A 21,108-nucleotide genomic window follows, 5' to 3' on the forward strand; every position below is an offset into this window, starting at 1 on the left:
AGGAGGGGAAGGCAAGAGGCAAGAGGCAAGAGGCAAGAGGCAAGAGGCAAGAGGCAAGAGGCAAGAGGAACCCACCCCTAACCCCTCCCAGGAGGGGAAGGCAAGAGGCAAGAGGCAAGAGGCAAGAGGCAAGAGGCAGGAGGTAAACAACAATATGTACCTCATTAAAATAAAAAATAATATCGTAAAAATCTGCCGGTTTGTGTAACGTTTTCTTTCAATATTCAAAATTTCTCCTCGTGATCAATGCCTAAAGCGTGATCAAGCTACCATCGAGATTGACCTTTGGTCACGCTAAAAGCGAACGAACATTATATCTAGGGATTCGCAATGCAGTTTACTTAGTTTTTTTTCAAGAGAAAATTGCTCGAATTGCTATTGATAACAATCAGTTGAATTTGCTAATTTTTGATGCAGAAGGAGAAGAAATAGTCCAATGGATAGATTAGATGAGTATTCTAGATTAATTCGAGAAATTCTAGAGCGTTACGCTCGGATTAGCTACAGTCACGGCGATATCCAAAGTTATGCCATTGCCGATTGTCTCAACAATCATTTTATGCTCATGGTTGTTGGCTGGGATGGCAAACGTCGAGTCCACGGCTGCATTACGCATGTTCAGATTATTGATGGAAAAATCTGGATTCAACGGGATGGTATCGAAGATGGCATCACAGAAGAACTAGTCGCTGCAGGGATTCCCAAATCAGATATTGTGCTAGGGTTTCACCCACCAGACGTTCGTCCCCATACTGGTTATGCGATCGCGTAGAATGGCCAGAGGCCAATCGCTTTTTTCACTGGTTATCAGCCAGGGGGTATTTCCGACTCTGATATCAATCCCCCTTCTTCTTATTTAAAGCAAACTTTGCCCTCTCTGTAATCCCTTGCCCTGTCTTTAAAACAGATGAAGGGATTGAATTTTAATAGTTGACAATTGAATAAATAAAATGCTATTATCAAATATAAATTACTAAATTTAATATCTAAACTATGGCAAATTAGCTAATTAAAAATACTGCTAGTTTTTCATATCCAAACGGTATATAGTAATCAGATTTATCAAAAACTGAAATGGCGATTGACCTATGGCTAGGCTACGGGAAGGCTTAGCTCATTGATAAATAATAGTACATTTGTATTAAATTGTTGCTTCCTAGCTCCTGTTTTCTAATCAGCATCCATTTTTGGTCTCAAAATTTTTAGCCAGTCAATTTTTATGCATTATTCTTGGATTAGTAAGTAGTAAGGTAATATCAACCATCTGCGCCCAAACTTAAGTCAATACCAAGCCATCGGCACTTTCAAGAGTCTGCATCTTGACCTAAAGTTGCCCCTCAAGACTAAAATCATCTTGAGGAATTGACTTTTTGGCTCCTTGCCCCAATGGTGAAATTGTGAACCCCTTGATGAAGAGCAATGAGTGAATCTGAAAAACCCAATAACCTTCCCCTGCGTGAGTCTACTACCGAAATGGATAACCAGGATACTAAGAAGCAAGATCAGCAGCAGACCGACCATAACCCAAAAATGCTCAGCTTCGCACCAGTAGCTGATGATTTCGCAATCGTATCTGATGATATAGATAATCTTATTGAACAGTCAATACTAGAACAGACTATAGAATCACTGCTTACCACTATGGCATCATCAGTTACAGAAACCGATACTGATGGCACTGATGATACTGATAATACTGATACTGACAGTGAGATAGCTGATGTTTCTGAGCAACAGTTAGCCAAAGATGGTGAATGGTTTGCCTTAGCTCAAAAACTGCGCTTGGACAATCATCGCTTACAGCAGCAAGTGACTCAGCTGCAGCAAGCACTCCAGGAAAAACAGCAGGAGTTAAACGGACAAGCTAAGCAATTGCGAGAGTACGACAAACTCCTGTCCACAAAAGATCTGGAACTCAATACAGTTCAAGACCAATTAACCCGTTTGTTCCACACTCTAGAATCATCCCATCAATCCGGTCAACGCCAGCAAATTTTGGTCGAAACCTTATCAGAACAGTTACAAAGCTCTCAGGATCAAGTTGCCAGACTCGAGCAGGACTATTCCCAAACCCAACAGCGCTACAACGAACAATCTCACCAGCTGGTGCAATTGAAAGATACGTGTCGAGAACTTAGAACCCGTTTATACCGACAACAACAGCAAACCTTGCAATTTAAGGTAGCTTTAGAAAAGTGTCTGGAAATGCCTGCCTCTGAGAGTTCTGTAGTACAACAGCAAGAGAGTCGGAGCATTATTGCTCAGCAATCTTTGCTACAAAAAGCTCAGCCCATTAGACCTTGGTCTGCTGACCCAGATTTATTTGCAGAAGAATTCATTTTCAACAGTACTGGTAATTCTCCTGACAAGTCTAAATATACCACAGAAGCGTTATCGGTTGACAGCAGCCAACCTAACCAAACTGATCCGATATCCCCAGCAGATGCTTCGGCATCAGGTGAAACTCAGGGAATCTCCCCTGAAAATGTGACAGCCAAAGAATTAGAAGTAGCACAACAGTTAATTGAACAAATGTCTGCCCTCGCAGAGGAATTTGGGTTGTCCGAGTTGCCATCAGAGTGGGCTGATACTAAAGTCGATGGTAGATCAGACCTAGAAACCACACTCTTAACCACTAACTTAGATGAATCTGACCAAACCCTTGAATTGATTAGTGACCCTGAGGAAACCAGTAGGTCAGAGCATACTCATACCTTGGAGCCTGAAGCCAATCCATCGAGTCAGGAATTTCCAGAAGATATCATAGAGCCTGAGTCACAGTCAAATCAGACCAATGAGGTATTTCCGTCTCACGGTCAGTCGCCATCACCAGTACTCTATCCCCTACGTCCCTCCAAAGGGCGCAAATCCTTAGCGTCTATTGAATTACCAAGGTTTCCCCGTTATCGTTCTTCCTGAGGTTGACCCATAGATTAGGTTCGATCACACAATAGTTTCTGATACTGATATATTAAAGAATTTAAAGTTCTGTAACCTCTGGCGTAAGACTATCAAAACCCTGCGGTAAACTAGCCCTTGATCCTTAAAATTCCCTGTCGTTTGCCTGAAACGCCGACAATACGAACCTAGGCAAAGATAATCCTGGTGGAATCATCGGGAATATCCCCAATTTTCCGAAGGAGACAGGTAAGCGGTTTTTCCGCAATGTCCGATAAAAAAATGTAGGAGTTCTTAAATCAATGTCTCATAGCGTTAAAATTTACGATACCTGTATTGGTTGCACCCAATGTGTTCGGGCTTGCCCTCTAGATGTATTGGAGATGGTTCCCTGGGATGGCTGTAAAGCTGGTCAGATTGCCTCTTCTCCTCGTACAGAAGACTGTATTGGTTGCAAGCGATGCGAAACTGCTTGTCCTACTGACTTCTTGAGCGTCCGGGTTTACCTGGGAGCTGAAACAACTCGCAGCATGGGCTTGGCTTACTAACCATTAACCTAGCAATCTATCTGATGTTGACGGTTGACTGTTGATGGTCAACCGTTGACGGTCAACCGTCAACACAGGACACTCCACTCTTACCATGGCTATAGTTTGAGTATTATGCTTACTTACTAAACTCAATACTATGTGTGGAATTGTCGGCTATATCGGTCCGCAAATCGCTACAGAAATTTTAATGGCAGGATTAGAGAAACTCGAATATCGAGGCTATGATTCTGCTGGGATTGCCACAGTCTCGGAAGGTGAGGTTAATTGTGTACGTGCTAAGGGAAAATTGCACAATTTGCGCGAAAAACTGGTACAAATCGAAAACCAGGCGCGGATTGGCATTGGACACACGCGCTGGGCAACCCATGGTAAACCGGAAGAGTATAATGCTCACCCCCACATGGATATGGCAATGCGGGTGGCAGTGGTACAAAATGGCATTGTTGAAAACTACCGGGAATTGCGGGAGGAATTGATCCAGCGGGGACATGAATTCCGCTCCGATACCGATACAGAAGTTATTCCCCATCTAATTGCTGAGTGTTTACAGCAAAATTCGGCTTCTTCCTCTTCTTTCTTCTCTCCTTTCCTAGAAGCAGTGCGGCAAACCGTGAATCGATTACAGGGAGCGTTTGCCCTAGCTATCCTTTGTGCTGACTATCCTGATGAATTGATTGGAGTGCGGCAACAGGCTCCTTTGATTATTGGGTTTGGTCAAGGGGAATTTTTCTTTGGCTCAGATACCCCAGCATTGTTACCCCATACCAGGGCAGTATTGAACTTAGACAATGGAGAAATCGCACGGTTAACTCCCCTAGGGGCAGAAGTTTACGACTTTGAGGGTCGTCGGTTGAATAAGTTCCCCCGTACCCTCAGTTGGAATCCTTTTCAAGTGGAAAAGCAAGGATTCCGACACTTTATGCTTAAGGAAATTTATGAGCAACCAGGGGTGGTGCGCAACTGTTTCGAGCGGTATCTCAATAGTAATTGGCATGCTAATCCTACAGAGGCAGAGGCAGACCTGGCTAATTCCCCAGTTCAGTTAGGCATACCAGAGTCACTGTACGAGGATGTAGAACAGATTCAGATTCTGGCGTGTGGAACCAGTTGGCACGCTAGTTTGGTGGGTAAATATTTGTTGGAGCAGTTGGCAGGAATTCCCACCATGGTGCAGTATGCATCTGAGTTTCGTTATGCACCAGGTCCGTTAACTAAGAATACTCTAACCATTGGGGTAACTCAGTCTGGGGAAACTGCTGATACCTTAGCAGCACTGGAGATGGAAAAACACCGTCGCAGTGGATTAGACCATCTGTATCAGCCTCGACTCCTGGGAATTACGAATCGACCAGAAAGTTCTTTGGCTCAGTTGGTGCCTCATGTGATTGATACCCAGGCAGGGATTGAAATTGGGGTGGCGGCTACTAAAACCTTTGTGACTCAGTTAGTGGCATTTTATTGTCTAGCGCTAGAGTTAGCCTATCGACGTAATACTCTCGCCGCTGAAAAAATTAAAGTAATTATGGCAGGCTTGCGGCAATTGCCTACTCAGATTGAGCAGGTGCTGGAAAGTCAAGAAAAGTATATTGAAGAATTAGCCCATGACTTTGCGGAAACCCAAGACTTTATCTTTGTAGGACGGGGGATTAATTTTCCGATTGCTTTAGAAGGGGCGCTAAAACTTAAGGAAATTAGTTATATTCATGCTGAAGGCTACCCAGCTGGGGAAATGAAGCATGGTCCGATTGCTCTGCTGGATGCTAAGGTGCCTGTGGTTGCGATCGCAATGCCCGGTACTGTCTATGAGAAGGTAATTTCTAATGCTCAGGAAGCTAAAGCCCGGGATGCTCGGTTGATTGGGGTGACACCGAGCAATGGCAAAGAGGCGATGGATATCTTTGATGATTTGTTACCTGTACCAGAAGTGGAGGAGTTGCTTTCACCAATTCTGGCGGTGATTCCGTTGCAGTTGTTAGCCTATCACATTGCGGCAAGGCGAGGGTTGGATGTGGATCAGCCCAGGAATTTGGCGAAGTCGGTGACTGTGGAATAGATTTTTTGTTGACTGCTGAACGGTGTTGCTTAAACCCACCGACTAGTTAGCATTTGTCAATGCGATCGCATTTTGTGTAGGCATTTTGCGATCGCACTCCGCCCCTCAAATTAACCAAATTAGGACTTACCCATCACGTGGGTACAGTTGAGGAAAAACCATGACCGTTACCATACCCATCAAAGCTATCCAACTCACACCCGGTAGTGCTATTACTATAGATAACCTTAAATGGGAAGACTTTGAAACAATTCTTGAGGAACTTGGGGAAAAGCGACGAGTGCGGCTGACCTACTATCAAGGAAATTTAGAAATCATGTCCCCCCTTGCCATTCACGAAAGACCCCACCGGATTATTGCCGATATTGTTAAAGGCATATTAAACCTACAGGGGCGCGACTGGGAAGATTTTGGTTCAACTACCTTTAAACGTCCTGAAATTGCTGGTGTTGAACCGGATACCTGTCTTTATATTCAGAATGCTCCTCAAATGCGAGGCTGTACTCACATTGACTTAGACATTTATCCACCGCCAGACTTAGCTATAGAATCTGATGTTACCTCGGCAGAGCCGACGCTACGCGAACAAAAACAACTCTTGAGGTTTATGCAGCCATTGGTGTTCCTGAAGTATGGATTTATCGCAAACAACAACTTAAAATTTACATCATCAAAGATGGAAATTATCAAGAAACGTCGATCAGTCCAACCTTTCCCAATTTATCCTTAACTACACAGATTCCTCAACTCGTAGAACAGGCAATTAATCAAGGAACAAGCAGAATGTTACGGGAATTAAAAAATCAATTTTTTCAATCGAAATAAGTCTTACTTATTGGTAAGCAATTCCATCACACACCTCCCCAGCTGCCATCCTTTATATCCGAAGCGCCACTATTGCCAATTATCCCTCAGGCACACAAGTTCCAACTAAACAAGCTCGATCCAAATTAACACCACTCAAAGAAGCCCCATCCATCTCAGCACAAAGCAAATTCGCCCCACTGAGATTACTACCAGATAGATTAGCTCCACGCAGATCGGCCTCTTCCAGATTTGCTTCAGTTAAGGTTGCCCCTTGTAAATCTGCCTGAGACAAATCTGCTCCCTTCAAATTGGCACTATTAAGATTAGCTCCTCGCAAATCTGCCCCTCGCAAATCCACTCCTTGCAAATTGACCCCCATCAAATTGGCACCACTTAAAAAAGCACCGGTAAAGCAAGTCTGACTCAACTTAGCCCCCATCAAATTAGCGCCTCGGAGATTACCACCCCGCAAATCCGCACCACTCAAATCCGCCTGCATCAAGTTAGCACCAAGCAAATTCGCCCGCAAGTCAGCAGATTCGAGTTTGGCACCAATTAAGTTAGCACCATCGAGACGAGCACCATTCAAATTAGAGCCAGAGAAATTTACCCCTACAAGTGTTGCACCAGCAAGATTAATTTTTTCCAATTGGCTACCGGAAAGATCCTCATCTTCCAAATCTGCTCCTGGCAGTTGCTTTACTTTCCCCGCCCGAATTGCTTCAATTTCCATCAACCCTCTAACCTTTAAGTGTTCATCCTTCAACCTACCCTACACCAGACCCCTGGGCAAGAACAACCTTTAACTGTTCAACCTTGGCCAAAAGGCCACGCAATCGCGTTCAACCTTGGCCTTTGGCCACGCAATCGCGTTCAACCTTGGCCTTTGGCCACGCAATCGCGTTCAACCTTGATAACCTTGACCAAAGGCCACGCGTGCGCGAACAACTTTTCTTCCTTCATCCTTCAACCGTTACTTTTTCCTCAGATAAGGAATCAAGCAACCACATCCCTGAAGCAATTTTAGGCTGATTAGCCTGCAAACTCATACCCTGCTGCATTCCCATCACTATCAGCCCCAGGGTTTCCACCAGTTTAGGGTCAAACGCTTCCCCTGACAATGCCTGACAGTTTCTTAGACCTTGAGACAGAGCATCGTCCTGAGATTTATAGGTATTGAGTTGCTGCTGAAAATAAGCCATCAGCCTCAAAATCCTCGATTCCAAGGGAATATTATCGTAAGCTAAGCCATCCGGTTGTCCTGAACCATCCCAGGATTCGGTTTGGTGGGTAATAATGTTAGCGACAGCCTGCAATCTAGGCATAATCCTTAACACCGATCCCCTCGGAAGAGATTCCTGCTTCTCGATCACCTCTTTCTGAGCAGCTGACTTAGGGGGTAGTTTTATCTTGACCCCCTGCAAGGGGGATAGACGATGCAAGAGTGCTGCCAGACTTAAACGTTTCAGTTGCCATGCTGGTAAATCCAGCAACTGTCCGATAGTCTCACACAAGGTTTTTACCTCAGCGCCAGCGTTAGGATTGATAGCATCCGCTTGGTCAATTAGCTGAGCCATACGCAAGAAAGCCTGCATTTCATTAGAAACGAGGTTATCGTCTAACACCTGAGCTTGGCTCGGGGAGGTATGGGGCGGTAACTCTTGTTGACCTTTCTGAAGATAGTTCACGACCTGATTCACCACTGCCCCAATATAGTTTCGTGGCCTGGTGCTGTCGATCATCTTTTGAAGTTGTGCCGTTAAGCTAGCTTGCAAGTCTTGGTTATAGTTACCAATGTGAGCGATCGCAAACTCCACTGTCTCCCTGACCAAGTCTGGCTCAAATGTCCAGAATCCATAGAATTTGCGCTCTCGGTCTTGCTCTGGCTGTCCTTGAGTGCCATAATCCGACTCAGATAATTCTTGACATAACACCATTGCTGTGTATGTCTCGGAAATAATAATCAAGTGCCACTCTTGAGCTACAGGATCGGAGGACTCTAAACTAACTAGGGCAACATTCGATCGTTGACTGGTGGGATGTTCAGCAAAGCCAGCATCTGGTGCGGCTAGGATTACCACCTGAGATGATTTCAGCGCTATATCGCCATAGCGTTCAGCTTCCTCTAGATACCATTGGCCCCGCTGGAATGCCGTAATCATTAGTGGAGCACTGTCCGACTCTAGGATAAAGTCTTCTAGGGCATGGCACAGCGATACTAAGGTATTTTTGTAATAAACTCCAAAGCTTAAAGGTTTTTTAGTGCCGCGATGGGCTTGTTCTAGTTGTTGTAATATCGAACCTGAGCGCATGGTTACTAAAAAAAATGTTAATTTAATTTTGTTAATTTAATTTTGTTAATTTAATTTGGTAATTTCACCTTTCTATTTACTTAAACTGACCGGTTGTTTTTCTTGGTATTTATTTGCTACTATTGGGGCAGTGAGTGCTGCTTCTAATGGAGCCACTCCTAGTCTTTTTTCAAGGATTGTCATCACTTCACGGCCAAAATCATTAGAATTTTTCCGCCAAGCTTCTAGACAAACTTCACCAAAGAAAGACCCTAGGGGTTCGGGATTCCATAGGAGTTTCTTGGCTGTCCAGGGCATCAAACTCATGGGATCATAGTCCCGGTTGAGGATAGTTTTGTCAAAGGCGTACTGTTCTAAATGGGTATGGGGTTGTAGACCAATGAAGAAAATGGCTGGTTCAACTTTATCCCTACCAAATATTTCCTCTAGTTCCCGGTGATAGGCAATAGTCTGACGAATGGTATCAAAGGTTTCATCGATCACATTGAAAGAATAGTTGACGGAAACTAGGTCATTGAAGCCAGCTGCTTTTAAATCACGACAGTTTTGCAGTACAGTGCGTAGGTTATAGCCCATGCGCATTTTCCGCACCAGTTCCTGAGAACCACTGGTAATTCCGATTTCAAAGTAATTCATCCCGGTTTTTACCATCAGGTCGCATAATTCTGGGGTAAGATTGTCTGCCCGAATGTATGCTGCCCAGTTAATGTCGCTCATGCCAGCATCAAGGATTGTCTGCAACAGTTCAACGGCATCACCAATGAATTTTTTGGCAGGAATGAACTGAGCATCAGTGAACCAGAACTTGCGGATGCCTCGGTCATAGAGTTGGCGCATTTCTGCGACCACTTCATCTGCCGGGTTAATCCGTACCTGTTTCCCTTCTACAACGGTATAGATACAGTAGCAGCAGTTATGGGGACACCCACGCTTGGTTTGAACTCCAATGTAAAAGTCGTTCTGTTGGAAGTAATAATCAAAGCTCGGCCAGATGGTTTGAATATAGTCGTAGTTGCAAGCAATTTTTTCAATGGGAGTGGGAGACTCATGGATCATGCGATCGCGTGGCTTAGCTTGTCCTACCACATAACACCGCTGATCATCGAAGTCGTGACCCCGGAGAATTTTAGTGATTAAGGTTTCCCCTTCTCCAACAGAAACGATGGTTCCAGTTGGCAGTTTATTTTCCAACTGCTCATAGAATACACTAACTGCTCCACCCCCCACAATCAAGCGAGCGTCTGGGTTATATCGTTTAGCCCGTTTGAGTCCTTGTTTGATTAACCCCAAGTTACCCCACAGTTCGCCATAGTAAGACGCCGCTAAACGCAGACCCCCCAGAGCTCCCCGTAATTTCACGAAGGGATTGCCAGCATAGTAAAACTCAAAGGCATTTTGGAGGGGGTTACCACCTCTACCACCCACTGGAGCATAGATTTGAATGTCGCGCCAGGAAAATACCAACAGGGTTGGTTTAAACTTGTCTATTTCAGTATCCAAGGCGCTACCAAAGTCTAGGGGAGGTACAGTTCCCAAGTCAAAAATGCGCTGTTCTATATCCGGGAACTGTTTATGAACATGGTCAGCTAAATAGACTACCCCGATCGGAAAGATTGGATTACACGGAAGGCGAACGTATAGTATTTTCTGTTCCATTGGTAACTGTTTATAGTAATGGTTTTTTGTTATTATAAGTTTTTTCTATCAATAAGGTTAGTTTGGGTTATTTTTGACCAATTCCCTTAGCGTAGCGTGGCCTAAAGGCCAATTAAGCTCAATATTTCACCCCTGATCTATACCTAGAGTTATAGACAGATTTATCTACCGCCGTTTTCTCTACTTTGAGACTACGGCGGGCAGAACCTACCAAGGGTGGGCAAGAATTATGAAATTGGTGTTTACATATCTTAACTTTAGCAAAATTAGGGATTTACCTCAACCTTATGGTATTTTTATGTATAGGGATCAAAAATCAGCATCAAGTTATCTAATAGCGTAAAGTACTAGAATAGGCTTTATAGAGTGAGCATTAGACCTAAGTTATGCTGAATATCGCAAAAAAAAGCAAATAACCCTAAATAATAGCAATAATTAGCATTCTTACTCGGTTTTATAGGTGAGCGGCTGAGTTGGGCTTCAATGATTAGTAGCCATGTTTACAACTCGCCGGGATCATAAATGCTACCTTAGTGTTTGTAATAAATTAATCTTTAGAGAATAAATACAGCCGTTATGACACAAATTTTTGATCCTGTTCCTTCAGATAGTCAGGATTCCCTTCTGTGCTGCTATGTGAACGCCACTAGCCAGATCCAGATTGCTAGAATAACTAATATACCTAACTGGTACTTTGAAAGAGTTGTTTTCCCAGGGCAGCGCTTAGTTTTTGAAGCACCGCCACAGGCTCTTGTAGAAATACATACGGGGATGATGGCAAGTTCTATTCTCTCAGATACTATCCCTTGTCACCGCTTATTGGTTAGCCAAAATGGTAATTCCTATGGCTATGAAGTTTCCAGCGAATCAGCCGAAACTGCTGATATTAAACCACATCCAGAAACAGTTGATACTCAAAGAGTGTTAACTGAAAAATTGCCTAGGCTGGTTAGCGCGGTCTAGTTACTATAATCTATACTTTGGGGTTGCTTACTCGATTGAGCAACCCCTTTTAGATTGTATGTTCTATCACCCTACACCGCTGTGAATCTCCCTTCTTTTCTCTGGCTCTGGAAAATTGCTGCTTGGTCAATGGGTTTATCCCTATGTGCCTATGTACTCCTGGCAATCACCGGCAGCATTGCGTTTTATCAACGTAACTCCGGACGTCCACGACCGACTTGGTTACGCCCTGTGCACTACATCATTGGCTGGATCATGGTCGCTCTAGTCTTGGTTCTGCTGGGGATTGGTTTAGTAGGTACTATCGGCCATTACGGTCATCTAGGTCATTCAGCCCACTTAATTGCTGGATGGTCTGTGGTAGCACTGGTGTTGCTCTCAGCCTTTAGTGCTACCCAAATTAGTCCTCAACAACCCTTAGCAAAGGCTGTTCACGTTGCTACCAACATTGCCTTGCTAGTGGGATTTACCTGGGTTTCCCTTAGTGGTTGGGAAGTTGTCCAGAAATATATGAGGCATTAGTTATTTTTTAATTGTTAGTTTTGATTTTGAAAGTTGAAAGTTGAAAGTTGAAAGTTGAAAGTTGGTTGAAAGTTGAAAGTTGAAAGTTTAAGATCTGTCAGGGATGGATGCCTTTACTTCGCGGATGGACGACTTTCAGAACGATAAAAAGGCTTCTTGACCACAAGGGCAGGATAGGATTTACCCCGGATTTCTACTTCCAGCTCCTGTCCAACTTTGCCCAACTTTTTGGGAACATAGGCTAGTGCGATCGCATTTCCTAAGGTTGGTGCTAATGTACCACTAGTGACAACTCCTACCACCTCACCATCAGCTAGGACTGGGTATCCATGGCGAGCAATCTGCCTTCCTTGCATCTGGATCCCAACTAGCTTGCGCTCGATCCCCGTTGCTTTTTGTTGCTCTAGCACCGAGCGTCCGATAAAGTCTCCTTTGCTATCAAGATGCACTAGCCAACCTAACCCAGCTTCTAAGGGTGTCGTGGTATCATCAATATCTTGTCCGTAGAGTGCCATTGCCGCTTCTAGGCGCAGGGTATCTCTGGCACCTAAACCACACGGAGTGACACCAGACTCTAACAGTTTTAGCCACAGCTCTATGCCCACATCTGGGTCTAGCATCAGCTCAAATCCATCTTCCCCGGTGTAACCGGTTCTAGCTATAAATGCCGGTTTCCCCAACACCGTTGCCTCTAGATGTCCAAACCCTTTGACTGGTGCTAAGGGTTCTTTGACAAATGGCTGAAGATGTGATAAAGCCAATGGTCCCTGTACTGCGATCAACACTTTTGATGTTGAGAGGTCTTGTAAGGTAACTAAATCAGTATCTAGGTGAGCTAACAACCAGTCTTTGTCTTTGGTGCAGGTTGCTCCATTAACAATCATCATCCCCCGCTGCTCCCCAGACTTCTCCTCACCTTGGTAGTAGAAGATAATGTCATCAATGATTCCACCATTCGGATTTAACAACACCGTATATTGAGCTTGACCCGGTTGTAAGCGGGTTAAATCCGAAGGTACTAGAGACTGCAATTGCTCCCGTAGTTGCTTACCATTAAAAGCAAACTTACCCATATGGGAGATGTCGAAAATTCCGACAGCAGTTCGTACTGCAGCATGTTCTTTTTTCAATCCGCTAAATTGTACTGGCATTTCCCAACCCGCAAAAGCTGTCAAGCGGGCATTTTGTGCTACCACCTGGTCAAATAGGGGAGTGCGAGCCAATTTAGGGGTTTCGGATTGGGACTCTGGAGATCCTGGGGAATTTGCCACGGGTTTTAATAATGGTGTTTAGTTATCAGGTTAGTCTAACATTTATCTGGTATTATTCAGATGCGTTACCGTAGCACAATGTGGAATGGGCATCTTGCCCGTTTAGCACAATGTGGAATGGGCATCTTGCCCGTTTAGCACAATGTGGAATGGGCATCTTGCCCGTTTAGCACAATGTGGAATGGGCATCTTGCCCGTTACAATTTCGTGTTTTATTAACAACAGTTGGTAAATAGTTGGTAGACGCGCAACTTTTAAATTTATCACCATTAAGCTACTATATTGTATTGGTAAATAATATCCCACTACCATGAAAAAGAAAGTAATTTGGTATATCAAATCTCAAGTTGGAGTTTTGCTTTTTCCCTTAGGTTTATGCTTATTTGGAGAAGCCGTTTCTAAACGAATTGAAGGAGAGCCTTGGTTTTGGTTAGGGACCTTAAGCTTAGTGGTGATTAATGCCGGGATTGGTTTGATGATTGAAAGCGGATTGATATCGGGTTTTCCTAGGGATAACGTTGCTAAAGACGACTCAAACTAGTCAGTTATCAAGACTGAATAAAGGCTTTATCTAAGCATTTAGCAAGCGGTCAGCGGTCAGCATTCAGCGGTCAGCGGTCAGCGGTCAGCTAAAAGCTCACGCGTGCGCGTTCAGCGGTCAGCTGACAATCAACCTCTTTCGTGACTATTCAACTAATCCTTAACTCTTTTCTATAAAAGAGTTTTGTGACTATTAAACTAATCCTTAGCTGTTTTATTCAAAAGCTGATTGAGAGCTGATAACTGAGAGCTGAAAGCTGATAGCTGATAGCTAAATGCTATCAGTAGCTTACCAAGGTAACTCGCTTCCATCCCATGAGAAAAACTGTCCACTATCTTCTTTATCCAGCTTTTCGATCACCGCTAGTAGTTGAGTAACAGTACGCTCTACTGGGAATAACTTATCAGCAGGTACATTTTTTTGAAAGGGTTTAGAAAGGCGCGTATTGGTTGTACCAGGATGCAAGGTAACAACGATAGTTTTAGGACTTTTTCTACTGTATTCAATTGCCACCGTTCGCATAAACATATTTAAGGCTGCTTTCGATGCTCGATAGCCATACCATCCTCCCAGTTTGTTATCACCAATACTGCCAATTTTGGCAGAAATGTTAGCAAAAATACTGCGATCGCTATGACGGAATAATGGTAATAAATGTTTAGCCAGCAGCACTGCTCCAATACTGTTAACCTGGAAGTAACGTATCAAGTGTTCTGAATTAATCTGTTTCAAGCTTTTTTCTGGTTGTAAGCTGCCATCATGAAGCAATCCAACACAATTAATCACTAAGTGGAGTTTGTCTATCTCTACACTGATTTGTTTGATAGCTTCAGATACTTGCAACTCATCGGTAATATCCATCGATAGACAAACTAATCGATTAGGATAGTTGTTTTCAAGGGCAATTAATTCCGAACTAGAGTCACGGTGACGATAAGTACCATAAATCTTGGTAAATCTGTCATCTTTCAGCAATTGTTTGACAAACGCCAGACCAATACCTCCATTAGAACCGATAATTAAGGCATTGGCATTGTTAATTCCATCTATAAACATTTATTAGCGCTCCGCGCAGGGAGTAGGGAGTAGGCAAGAGGCAAGAGGCAAGAGGCAAAAGGCAAAAGGCAAAAGGCAAGAGGCAAGAGCAGAGAGTAAAAAATACCTATGTACCTCATAGCTATAATAAACCCTATAACGTTTAAATTAACAAACAAAATTAGCTCAAAATTTGTGACAAATCTAGTACAAATCCAGGCAACACATCCTCTCCTGACAAGCTACTTGGGGATTCCAAAACCTCCCTATCCTGGCTTTGGCGATAAATTGTTACCTGTTGATTTTGAGGGTCAATTAGCCAACCTAGACGTACACCACAGTCCATGTACTCTTGCATTTTTTCCTGCAACGTCTTTAGGTTGTCATTAGCAGAGCGGAGTTCCGCTACAAAATCAGGAGCCATTGGTAAGAATTTACCAGGATCTGGATTAAGCGCTTCTAATCTTTCTCGCCTTACCCAAGAGGCATCAGGAGAACGATTGGCACCATTAGAAAGCCTAAACCCCGTTGAGGAATCAAACACTAATCCAGTTCCATCAGCATCAGCCCAATTGCCCAAACGTTGCGTCAGTCGGCTATTCCGGTTTCCGCTTTTCCATCCCGTTGGTGCCATGATAATTAGTTCTCCCTTGCTGGTACTCTCAAGACGCAAATCTCTATTGTCCTGACAGAGTTGGAAGAACTTTTCATCAGTTAGTTCAATGGTGGGAGCTAAGTTTAGAATAAGAGCACTCATAATCAATAATTATAGCAATTTCGGAGAGGGAATAGGGAATAGGGAATAGGGAATAGTAGTAAAGAGCTAGGAGTATTTTTTTATATTATACTAAATTAGCCTTATTTTTATAAGCAAGCTGACCGCTGAACGCGCACGCGTGAGCTTTTAGCTGACCGCTGACCGCTTAATGCTTATCTTAGCGTTTAAAAGTACCCACTGAAATATCAACACTAACTGGGTCTTCATTATCCACTAACCCATCGCCATTGTCATCCCAAACCGAGGTCGCAAAAAAGCCGCAACGAATATCGACGGCTTGCTCAGAAACTATCAAAAATAAAGACCCCTGTTTAGTCGCGCATTTAAATTCTGCTTTCTGGACTAGCTCTGGAGCTTTTGTGCGTAATTTAAGCAATACTTTCTGGCACTGTTGGTCAGAGTTAGAGCAAACTAATGGCTTCACAAACGTAGAATCATTGGCTACTAAGGGCAAAACCCGTAACCATGTACCAGTGCGACTGCTATTTCCTAGTGGTTTATCCCAACAAAAAAAACTGACTTGCTGGGGTTGTCCTTGATTCTGAAAAACCTTTAAACTTAAATGTTTGCTATCACTACACTCCTTTTTAAATTCAGCTATTTGTTCGGGAAAACTATTGCCAAGGTCAGCTAAAACGGGTGCATCTCATCTTTGTAAAAACATCATTAATAAAGCATCCCATTTAGGTAAGCACAGCGTAAAGAAAGAATCTGAGGAACATTTTCAATATTCCATTGTGAACCTGATAGTTTAACTCGCATTCCTATTTGCTTAATTCCCGATTCAATTGCTCCTGAGCCTAGGGAGCTTATTCTTTCTTTTTGATAGTAGTCATAGTTGATTATTCGCTTCTTATGAGTTTCTATATAGTTACAAAAATTTTGTGCTGCTTTCTTTTTTAATACCCTAAATAAATCTAAAGTCTCTGCCACTTTTCCTGACCAGAGGAGCTTTTCTCCCTGTTGTAAACGTTTCAAGGAACCTCCCACTTTATAAAGATTTTCTTTAAGATGATACCAATCCAATATTTCTCTTCTTTGATCCGGTTCTCCCAGGTCTTCAAATACATTCCAAATTCCTTGATGACCATCACCTCTACAAAAGAACGGGTTGAGAAGTTTTTGACTATTTATCCAATCTATTAAAACCTGATTTTCTTGAAAGAAAGCTCCTATATATGTTCCATTCAAACACACAGCTTTATAATCTTTCCATTCACAGGGTTTACCCTTTTCCTCTGTACGTAACCTTATTTTTCCTGCATCTAAGCTTACTTCTTGTATTCCTAATCTAGATTCTGGTAAATCTAGCTCCTGCTTTTTAACTAATCTATGTAATGTACTATGTGAAATTTTGATTCCCGTCATTGCCCAGAAATCTTCCTCTGCTCTCTTATAAGATTCATTGGCACAGATAAGCAAAGCATTTTTTTCCAGTTTTGGACTTAATTGACTATAAGGTTTTAACTCAAAATAATCGGCCTGTTTATCAGTGATTTCTACTTCTCCTACTATCGTTTTTATTCGGCGAGCTCTACCAATTTTTACTTGACTGACTTCTGAAAAAAAAACTTAGCTATCTCTGGGGAAACTTCTTCTTGGATATAGTCTCTTAGGGTCGTTTCTAGATCCTCAAATCTTTGCTTATTTCCTGGGGGTGTGTGGCGATATAAAAGTTGAGCAACAGCTTTTAAATGTTCTTTTAGCTCTTGTTTTTCTTCTGGACTCAAGTTCATGACTTTCAGTCATTATTAAAAATTGAACACTTTCAATAATATCATGATTTTGGTATTTTTGCAAAACTGAGATGCACCCAGCTAAAACTTCCTGACATTGACGTTCACCACAATCCCCTGCTACCTGCTGAGGCTGGGTCTTATCTGCTGGGGTTTGACTAGCACAACCAAGCACAAGCATAGCAACTAGAATACTAGGAATTGCTAATCGTTTTACTTTCATTTAAAAATTTATTTATAATTATTATTATAGCATTTTATACAAATTTTCTTCCTTGCTCCCTGCTCCCTGCTCCCTGTTCCCTGTTCCCTGTTCCCTGTTCCCTGTTCCCGACAACTGCCGCGAAGTCTAATGTAAATTTGCCATTCTCAATCTACAGAGCAAATCATTCAAAGCATCCTTAGCTGATGGTGCTTCTGGTAACCAACTAGACTCAGACGCTTCCTCTAATTGACTCTGTAGACGATTATATTCTCCCTCATGAAAGTCAATATTTGTATCTTCCAATACAGACTTTTCTGCTCCTGCTAGCTTTAGAGCAATTAAATCTGGAATATAAGGTAACTGGAACACCTCATTCAGCTTAACCAAGTTAGCCTCTATTTCCCCAGTTTTCATTAAATGGATACCAGTCAACAGCACCCGATAGACATAAAGCAAAGGTTTGACCCGACATGGACTCATCTTTTGAAACAGTTTCCATTGGGTTCGGGAAAATCCTAGATAGTGATGGGCATGGTAGCGAGTAATGCATTGTTTTGCGATCGCTTTTAATTCCTCATGCTCCGGTGTAGTGTGAATCACTAGGGGTGAGTACAGCTGCTCTAAGACATAACCATTCTTTTTCAGCAGCATCTCAAAGAACTTTTTGATATCGTGAGTGACTAGATCCAGTTCTATGGAATCCCGAATTTCCGAAACTTCAATCGTGTCCGGTCCCGGCTCTAGTCCTATAACTTTCTGTACTGGCAGAATGTGACTACCACGCAAATCATAATCAGAATCCGGTGAAGGAAAACCATACGAATGCGCTCCACTGAGAGTAGCAAATAACAGTGAATGGGGTTGAGTAGAAATTACAGTTAGTAGTGTTTGGTTTAAATTCATATATAACTAAACTCTACTTTGACGTGCTCTAATCAAAAACTCATTAGCTGCTTCATAATCTGGACGTTCTGGCAAATTTGTGTTAGCAAAAGCAGCATCAAACTCTTGATGTAAACTCAATCGCCAAGCCGTAACCTCCTCCCATGGCATTTCATCCCGACGGATGGCTAGGAGTTGTTGCCGATACTCCTCAACTTTAACTGGTACAAACCCCTCTTTCAAGACTGTGATACCTGAGAGCAATAAACGGATTAAGTGCATAGCATGTTTTAATCGAACTGCTCCTTTAGTCCGAAAATCTTGCTCCATTTTCTTAAATTGGGACATCACATACCCATTATAGGTTTGATAAACCAACTTAGATAGAAAAATATCTCGAATAGCTAGCAATTCTTCTGCTAGGGAAGTGGCTGTTTCCACTAGTGGTGTGTAGAGACATTCCAACACATTTGGATTAGCCTTCAGTGCCAAAATGATAAACTTTTGAAGCTCCCAGTAGCACTCCTGAGTCTCGTGGTTTTCTAACTGTTCCGGAATCCCATACAGTGACCAGTGAACCACAGCTGGTGGCAGGTAAATACCCCGTCTGTCTATATCAGAGTTTTCATCATCCAGACCAAATGCTCTCGACCCTACTACACAGCGGTAGATAACATGATCATATAAATTTAACTCTGTGAGTAAGTCTTCCGAGAGCTGTAAGCCTTCTTTTTGGAAGTGTTTACGAATACTAAATTCATGGCGACGTAGGGTAACTTCCCTATCATTAGTCAAACGCACCCGATATGCATGGGAATCATCTGTTGGTGCTTTTACTATTACAGCGACTGCGCCTTGTACACATAATGTTTCACCAGCAGAATTTTTAGCAGCCACACGAGTTACAACTTGGGTACCGACTGGCAAGATTAGGTGAGGATTCATTTATTATAAGTTAGTTTTTTGTATAAACCCTATAACAAGTTTAATCTATTAAACCAGTATAGCATTTATCACTAAAACCTAAAATTCATGATTATGGTATAAGCAATGCAGTAATTTATCTAATAAATCTGGTTCTTGATCAGGATTATTTTTTTTTGGTTTTTGCCAATTATGCTTGGCTTGTGCAATTAAGTAATAATAACTACTTGGAGACTTAAAAACTACACTATATTGCTCAATTAAATAAAGTTTTAATTCATAAAAACTCCAATCAGGTTGTTTTCGCAGCCAAGTAATTACTTCTTGTTTTTCTTGTTTATTTAAATAGCCTTTCCCCCCTTTATAAGATAATTTTAATCCTTCTATTCCCGCTATAATAAATTTTTTTTTCCATTTACTAATGAAGCTTTTTGATACATTTAAAGCTTCGGATATTGATTGATAGTCCCAGCCGTCTATGGCAAATTTGACAGCCAGCGCTCTTTTTAATTCTCTTGAATCTGGATTCTTCTTAATCCACTCATTCAACTCTTGATTTTTTTTATTTGGCATATTTTTTTACTAATTATGTTTTTATTTATTTTTTTATGTTATTGTTAATATCTTTGATGCTGGGGATGAAAAAAAACCAGGTTGACTACTCACCATTTCATCCCTAAAAGATTAAAACAATTAATACATGATCTATATATCTGGTGATACCAGATCAGTATTTTTGTTTAGCGTAAATATTTTTTAAGTGCTTCTTAACCGTATTGATGCTGATAAATAGGTGCTGGGCAATTTCTCTGTAAGTTAAGTTGGATTTTTTAAGTGACCAGATTTCTTGTTCCCGAGGCGTTAACCCATATTTGAGTGCATCAGTGCTAGCAGAATTTTGAGAAGATTGATTTTGATCTTCTAGGGTTACTAAAAGGTAAGGATCTGGGGATAATTCTAAGGTCAACCATCTAACCCTAACCCGAACTTTAACTGACTTATCTACTTTAATTTCAGTTTCGAGAATTAGTTTGCGATCGCAAAACCACTCACGACTATCAATTAATGATTCGCAAACTCGCCAAATGGGATCAGGAATAGAATTTATCTGTGACCTACCTTGATTGATTTGAGAACACATTCGACGTCCACACTCATTAGCATGAAACCAATCTTGGTTAGTAGTTAGAATCAGCACCCCATCCACAAACCCCTCAAGGATTGCTTGGATCAGTAATGGGGGTTCTGACCTTGTTTGTGCCATGACTACTTAAACCTGAATTACACATTATCCAGAATTCCGAATTTGCCAAGAGTGTGCTAGATACAGTTTTGGCTCAGCTTTGGCTAAGCCAAAACTGAGCCAAAAGTGGCACTTGACAATTTGCAAAATAAAGTATAATAATTCTGAGCTCTCAACTGGCTCTAGTTTGAATTATTAACACATCAATTAGCAAAGGATTGTGAACAGGATTGTGAAGAGGTTTCCTGGGGCGCGACCCGTGGGGAATTTAATTCTTAATGCTAAGAACGCACTTCAGTGTTGGGCGATCTTGTTACTGACCCAAGGGACTCTGTCTAAAGACAGAGGCTCCCATTGCGTAGCGTGCGCGTAGCGCATTCAGATTCTGTGTTAGGTCTGCTCTTACTTGGCGAATTCAATTCGCCACGGGTCGCACCTGAAGCAAGGATGTTTGAGAAGTACCAAATGTTTGGCATAGGGCGGTTATAATCCAAAATCTGAGGGACTTTGATTCAATTCAACCTCTTAGTTTGGGGGGTTAGGGGGGTATGTACGAGTAGGATGCAACACCTTTAAAATAGCGTCTTAGACCTGGAATATGCCTAAGGGCGTTTACCAGAGTTTAGCTGCGATTTCCTTGAGCTTAGGTAATTGGTTCGATTCTAATATAGTATGCATTTTTTTTTGAGATGTAAACAGCAGACCCGTCGAAACCGGGACCGGGAACTTTG

The 21,108-nt window shown here is 42.3% G+C and carries 23 protein-coding genes and 1 pseudogene; 10 read left to right on the forward strand and 14 right to left on the reverse strand.

Features of this window, described 5'->3' with window-relative positions; genetic code table 11:
- Window positions 1-257 precede the first annotated feature (257 nt).
- From F6K52_RS09070 to psaC, 4 genes are all read left to right on the forward strand, one after another.
- Entirely contained in the window at window positions 258-449 is a 192-nt protein-coding gene (locus tag F6K52_RS09070; protein WP_293076581.1) for an element excision factor XisH family protein, read from the forward strand.
- Window positions 437-772, forward strand: coding sequence for a XisI protein (locus F6K52_RS09075; protein ID WP_293076584.1), 336 nt, complete (start codon window positions 437-439; stop codon window positions 770-772). Before F6K52_RS09070 ends, F6K52_RS09075 begins: the two co-directional genes overlap by 13 nt.
- A 647-nt stretch (window positions 773-1,419) precedes the next feature.
- On the forward strand, window positions 1,420-2,919 hold the full coding sequence (locus F6K52_RS09080; protein WP_293076586.1) for a hypothetical protein: 1,500 nt from the start codon (window positions 1,420-1,422) through the stop codon (window positions 2,917-2,919).
- Between the two features lie 281 nt (window positions 2,920-3,200).
- Window positions 3,201-3,446: a photosystem I iron-sulfur center protein PsaC gene (gene psaC / locus F6K52_RS09085; protein ID WP_006616272.1), complete on the forward strand. Its 246-nt coding sequence runs from the start codon at window positions 3,201-3,203 to the stop codon at window positions 3,444-3,446.
- A 3-nt stretch (window positions 3,447-3,449) separates the two neighbouring features.
- Here psaC and F6K52_RS09090 read toward each other — a convergent pair whose 3' ends face one another.
- A complete protein-coding gene (locus tag F6K52_RS09090; protein ID WP_293076588.1) occupies window positions 3,450-3,581 on the reverse strand; it encodes a hypothetical protein in 132 nt (43 codons plus the stop codon).
- A gap of 4 nt (window positions 3,582-3,585) precedes the next feature.
- Between F6K52_RS09090 and glmS the strand changes: the two genes are divergently transcribed.
- The 3 genes and pseudogenes from glmS to F6K52_RS36950 all read left to right on the forward strand — a co-directional run bounded on the left by glmS (window position 3,586) and on the right by F6K52_RS36950 (window position 6,327).
- Complete coding sequence (gene glmS, locus F6K52_RS09095) at window positions 3,586-5,502, forward strand: glutamine--fructose-6-phosphate transaminase (isomerizing) (protein WP_293076590.1); 1,917 nt, start codon at window positions 3,586-3,588, stop codon at window positions 5,500-5,502.
- A 160-nt stretch (window positions 5,503-5,662) separates the two neighbouring features.
- A pseudogene (locus F6K52_RS36945) lies at window positions 5,663-6,019 on the forward strand (Uma2 family endonuclease); the annotation flags it as partial.
- 119 nt (window positions 6,020-6,138) lie between these two features.
- Window positions 6,139-6,327, forward strand: a complete 189-nt coding sequence (locus F6K52_RS36950; protein ID WP_364416786.1) for a hypothetical protein — start codon at window positions 6,139-6,141, stop codon at window positions 6,325-6,327.
- A gap of 79 nt (window positions 6,328-6,406) precedes the next feature.
- On the opposite strand, the gene F6K52_RS09105 is transcribed toward F6K52_RS36950, so the two are convergent.
- The 3 genes from F6K52_RS09105 to F6K52_RS09115 form a co-directional block, all read right to left on the reverse strand.
- The gene (locus F6K52_RS09105; RefSeq protein WP_293076592.1) at window positions 6,407-7,042 is read right to left on the reverse strand and encodes a pentapeptide repeat-containing protein; all 636 of its coding nucleotides are present in this window, start codon (window positions 7,040-7,042) and stop codon (window positions 6,407-6,409) included.
- A gap of 226 nt (window positions 7,043-7,268) precedes the next feature.
- A complete protein-coding gene (locus F6K52_RS09110; protein ID WP_293076594.1) occupies window positions 7,269-8,621 on the reverse strand; it encodes a DICT sensory domain-containing protein in 1,353 nt (450 codons plus the stop codon).
- A gap of 72 nt (window positions 8,622-8,693) precedes the next feature.
- Window positions 8,694-10,277, reverse strand: coding sequence for a photosystem II high light acclimation radical SAM protein (locus F6K52_RS09115; RefSeq protein WP_293076596.1), 1,584 nt, complete (start codon window positions 10,275-10,277; stop codon window positions 8,694-8,696).
- 576 nt (window positions 10,278-10,853) lie between these two features.
- Between F6K52_RS09115 and F6K52_RS09120 the strand changes: the two genes are divergently transcribed.
- Together F6K52_RS09120 and F6K52_RS09125 are read left to right on the forward strand one after the other, a co-directional pair.
- The gene (locus tag F6K52_RS09120; RefSeq protein WP_293076598.1) at window positions 10,854-11,240 is read left to right on the forward strand and encodes a DUF1830 domain-containing protein; all 387 of its coding nucleotides are present in this window, start codon (window positions 10,854-10,856) and stop codon (window positions 11,238-11,240) included.
- Window positions 11,241-11,321: 81 nt separating this feature from the next.
- Window positions 11,322-11,762: a DUF4079 domain-containing protein gene (locus F6K52_RS09125; protein ID WP_293076632.1), complete on the forward strand. Its 441-nt coding sequence runs from the start codon at window positions 11,322-11,324 to the stop codon at window positions 11,760-11,762.
- A 113-nt stretch (window positions 11,763-11,875) separates the two neighbouring features.
- Here F6K52_RS09125 and gcvT read toward each other — a convergent pair whose 3' ends face one another.
- Entirely contained in the window at window positions 11,876-13,033 is a 1,158-nt protein-coding gene (gcvT, locus tag F6K52_RS09130) for a glycine cleavage system aminomethyltransferase GcvT (RefSeq protein ID WP_293076600.1), read from the reverse strand.
- 310 nt (window positions 13,034-13,343) lie between these two features.
- Between gcvT and F6K52_RS09135 the strand changes: the two genes are divergently transcribed.
- A complete protein-coding gene (locus tag F6K52_RS09135; protein WP_293076603.1) occupies window positions 13,344-13,574 on the forward strand; it encodes a hypothetical protein in 231 nt (76 codons plus the stop codon).
- A gap of 288 nt (window positions 13,575-13,862) precedes the next feature.
- Here the strand turns inward: F6K52_RS09135 and F6K52_RS09140 are convergent, their stop codons facing one another.
- From F6K52_RS09140 to F6K52_RS09180, 9 genes are all read right to left on the reverse strand, one after another.
- Entirely contained in the window at window positions 13,863-14,630 is a 768-nt protein-coding gene (locus tag F6K52_RS09140) for an SDR family NAD(P)-dependent oxidoreductase (protein ID WP_293076605.1), read from the reverse strand.
- On the reverse strand, window positions 14,621-14,749 hold the full coding sequence (locus F6K52_RS09145) for a hypothetical protein (RefSeq protein ID WP_293076607.1): 129 nt from the start codon (window positions 14,747-14,749) through the stop codon (window positions 14,621-14,623). Before F6K52_RS09145 ends, F6K52_RS09140 begins: the two co-directional genes overlap by 10 nt.
- A 41-nt stretch (window positions 14,750-14,790) precedes the next feature.
- Window positions 14,791-15,366, reverse strand: a complete 576-nt coding sequence (locus F6K52_RS09150) for a Uma2 family endonuclease (protein WP_293076608.1) — start codon at window positions 15,364-15,366, stop codon at window positions 14,791-14,793.
- Window positions 15,367-15,544: 178 nt separating this feature from the next.
- Complete coding sequence (locus tag F6K52_RS09155) at window positions 15,545-15,811, reverse strand: hypothetical protein (RefSeq protein ID WP_293076610.1); 267 nt, start codon at window positions 15,809-15,811, stop codon at window positions 15,545-15,547.
- Window positions 15,812-16,053: 242 nt separating this feature from the next.
- A protein-coding gene (locus F6K52_RS09160; RefSeq protein WP_293076612.1) for an ISKra4 family transposase occupies window positions 16,054-17,123 on the reverse strand; the annotation gives its coding sequence in 2 pieces (ribosomal slippage) (window positions 16,054-16,949 and window positions 16,949-17,123; 1,071 coding nt in all).
- Between the two features lie 349 nt (window positions 17,124-17,472).
- Window positions 17,473-18,231 carry a nucleotidyltransferase domain-containing protein gene (locus tag F6K52_RS09165; RefSeq protein ID WP_293076614.1) on the reverse strand — a complete coding sequence of 253 codons (759 nt, stop codon included), beginning with the start codon at window positions 18,229-18,231 and terminating at the stop codon, window positions 17,473-17,475.
- 6 nt (window positions 18,232-18,237) lie between these two features.
- On the reverse strand, window positions 18,238-19,155 hold the full coding sequence (locus F6K52_RS09170) for a nucleotidyltransferase domain-containing protein (protein ID WP_293076616.1): 918 nt from the start codon (window positions 19,153-19,155) through the stop codon (window positions 18,238-18,240).
- A gap of 78 nt (window positions 19,156-19,233) precedes the next feature.
- A complete protein-coding gene (locus F6K52_RS09175; protein WP_293076618.1) occupies window positions 19,234-19,707 on the reverse strand; it encodes a helix-turn-helix domain-containing protein in 474 nt (157 codons plus the stop codon).
- Between the two features lie 154 nt (window positions 19,708-19,861).
- Entirely contained in the window at window positions 19,862-20,398 is a 537-nt protein-coding gene (locus F6K52_RS09180; protein WP_293076620.1) for a helix-turn-helix transcriptional regulator, read from the reverse strand.
- Window positions 20,399-21,108: the final 710 nt, after the last annotated feature.

The organism is Moorena sp. SIO3H5 (genome assembly GCF_010692395.1).
GTDB lineage: Bacteria > Cyanobacteriota > Cyanobacteriia > Cyanobacteriales > Coleofasciculaceae > Moorena.

Coding starts and splice junctions, on each gene's coding strand:
- F6K52_RS09075 (WP_293076584.1), top strand. CDS start 437: ATGGATAGATTAGATGAGTATTCTAGATTAATTCGAGAAATTCTAGAG.
- F6K52_RS09080 (WP_293076586.1), top strand. CDS start 1,420: ATGAGTGAATCTGAAAAACCCAATAACCTTCCCCTGCGTGAGTCTACT.
- psaC (WP_006616272.1), top strand. CDS start 3,201: ATGTCTCATAGCGTTAAAATTTACGATACCTGTATTGGTTGCACCCAA.
- glmS (WP_293076590.1), top strand. CDS start 3,586: ATGTGTGGAATTGTCGGCTATATCGGTCCGCAAATCGCTACAGAAATT.
- F6K52_RS09105 (WP_293076592.1), bottom strand. CDS start 7,042: ATGGAAATTGAAGCAATTCGGGCGGGGAAAGTAAAGCAACTGCCAGGA.
- F6K52_RS09110 (WP_293076594.1), bottom strand. CDS start 8,621: ATGCGCTCAGGTTCGATATTACAACAACTAGAACAAGCCCATCGCGGC.
- F6K52_RS09115 (WP_293076596.1), bottom strand. CDS start 10,277: ATGGAACAGAAAATACTATACGTTCGCCTTCCGTGTAATCCAATCTTT.
- F6K52_RS09120 (WP_293076598.1), top strand. CDS start 10,854: ATGACACAAATTTTTGATCCTGTTCCTTCAGATAGTCAGGATTCCCTT.
- F6K52_RS09135 (WP_293076603.1), top strand. CDS start 13,344: ATGAAAAAGAAAGTAATTTGGTATATCAAATCTCAAGTTGGAGTTTTG.
- F6K52_RS09140 (WP_293076605.1), bottom strand. CDS start 14,630: ATGTTTATAGATGGAATTAACAATGCCAATGCCTTAATTATCGGTTCT.
- F6K52_RS09145 (WP_293076607.1), bottom strand. CDS start 14,749: ATGAGGTACATAGGTATTTTTTACTCTCTGCTCTTGCCTCTTGCCTTT.
- F6K52_RS09150 (WP_293076608.1), bottom strand. CDS start 15,366: ATGAGTGCTCTTATTCTAAACTTAGCTCCCACCATTGAACTAACTGAT.
- F6K52_RS09165 (WP_293076614.1), bottom strand. CDS start 18,231: ATGAATTTAAACCAAACACTACTAACTGTAATTTCTACTCAACCCCAT.
- F6K52_RS09170 (WP_293076616.1), bottom strand. CDS start 19,155: ATGAATCCTCACCTAATCTTGCCAGTCGGTACCCAAGTTGTAACTCGT.
- F6K52_RS09175 (WP_293076618.1), bottom strand. CDS start 19,707: ATGCCAAATAAAAAAAATCAAGAGTTGAATGAGTGGATTAAGAAGAAT.
- F6K52_RS09180 (WP_293076620.1), bottom strand. CDS start 20,398: ATGGCACAAACAAGGTCAGAACCCCCATTACTGATCCAAGCAATCCTT.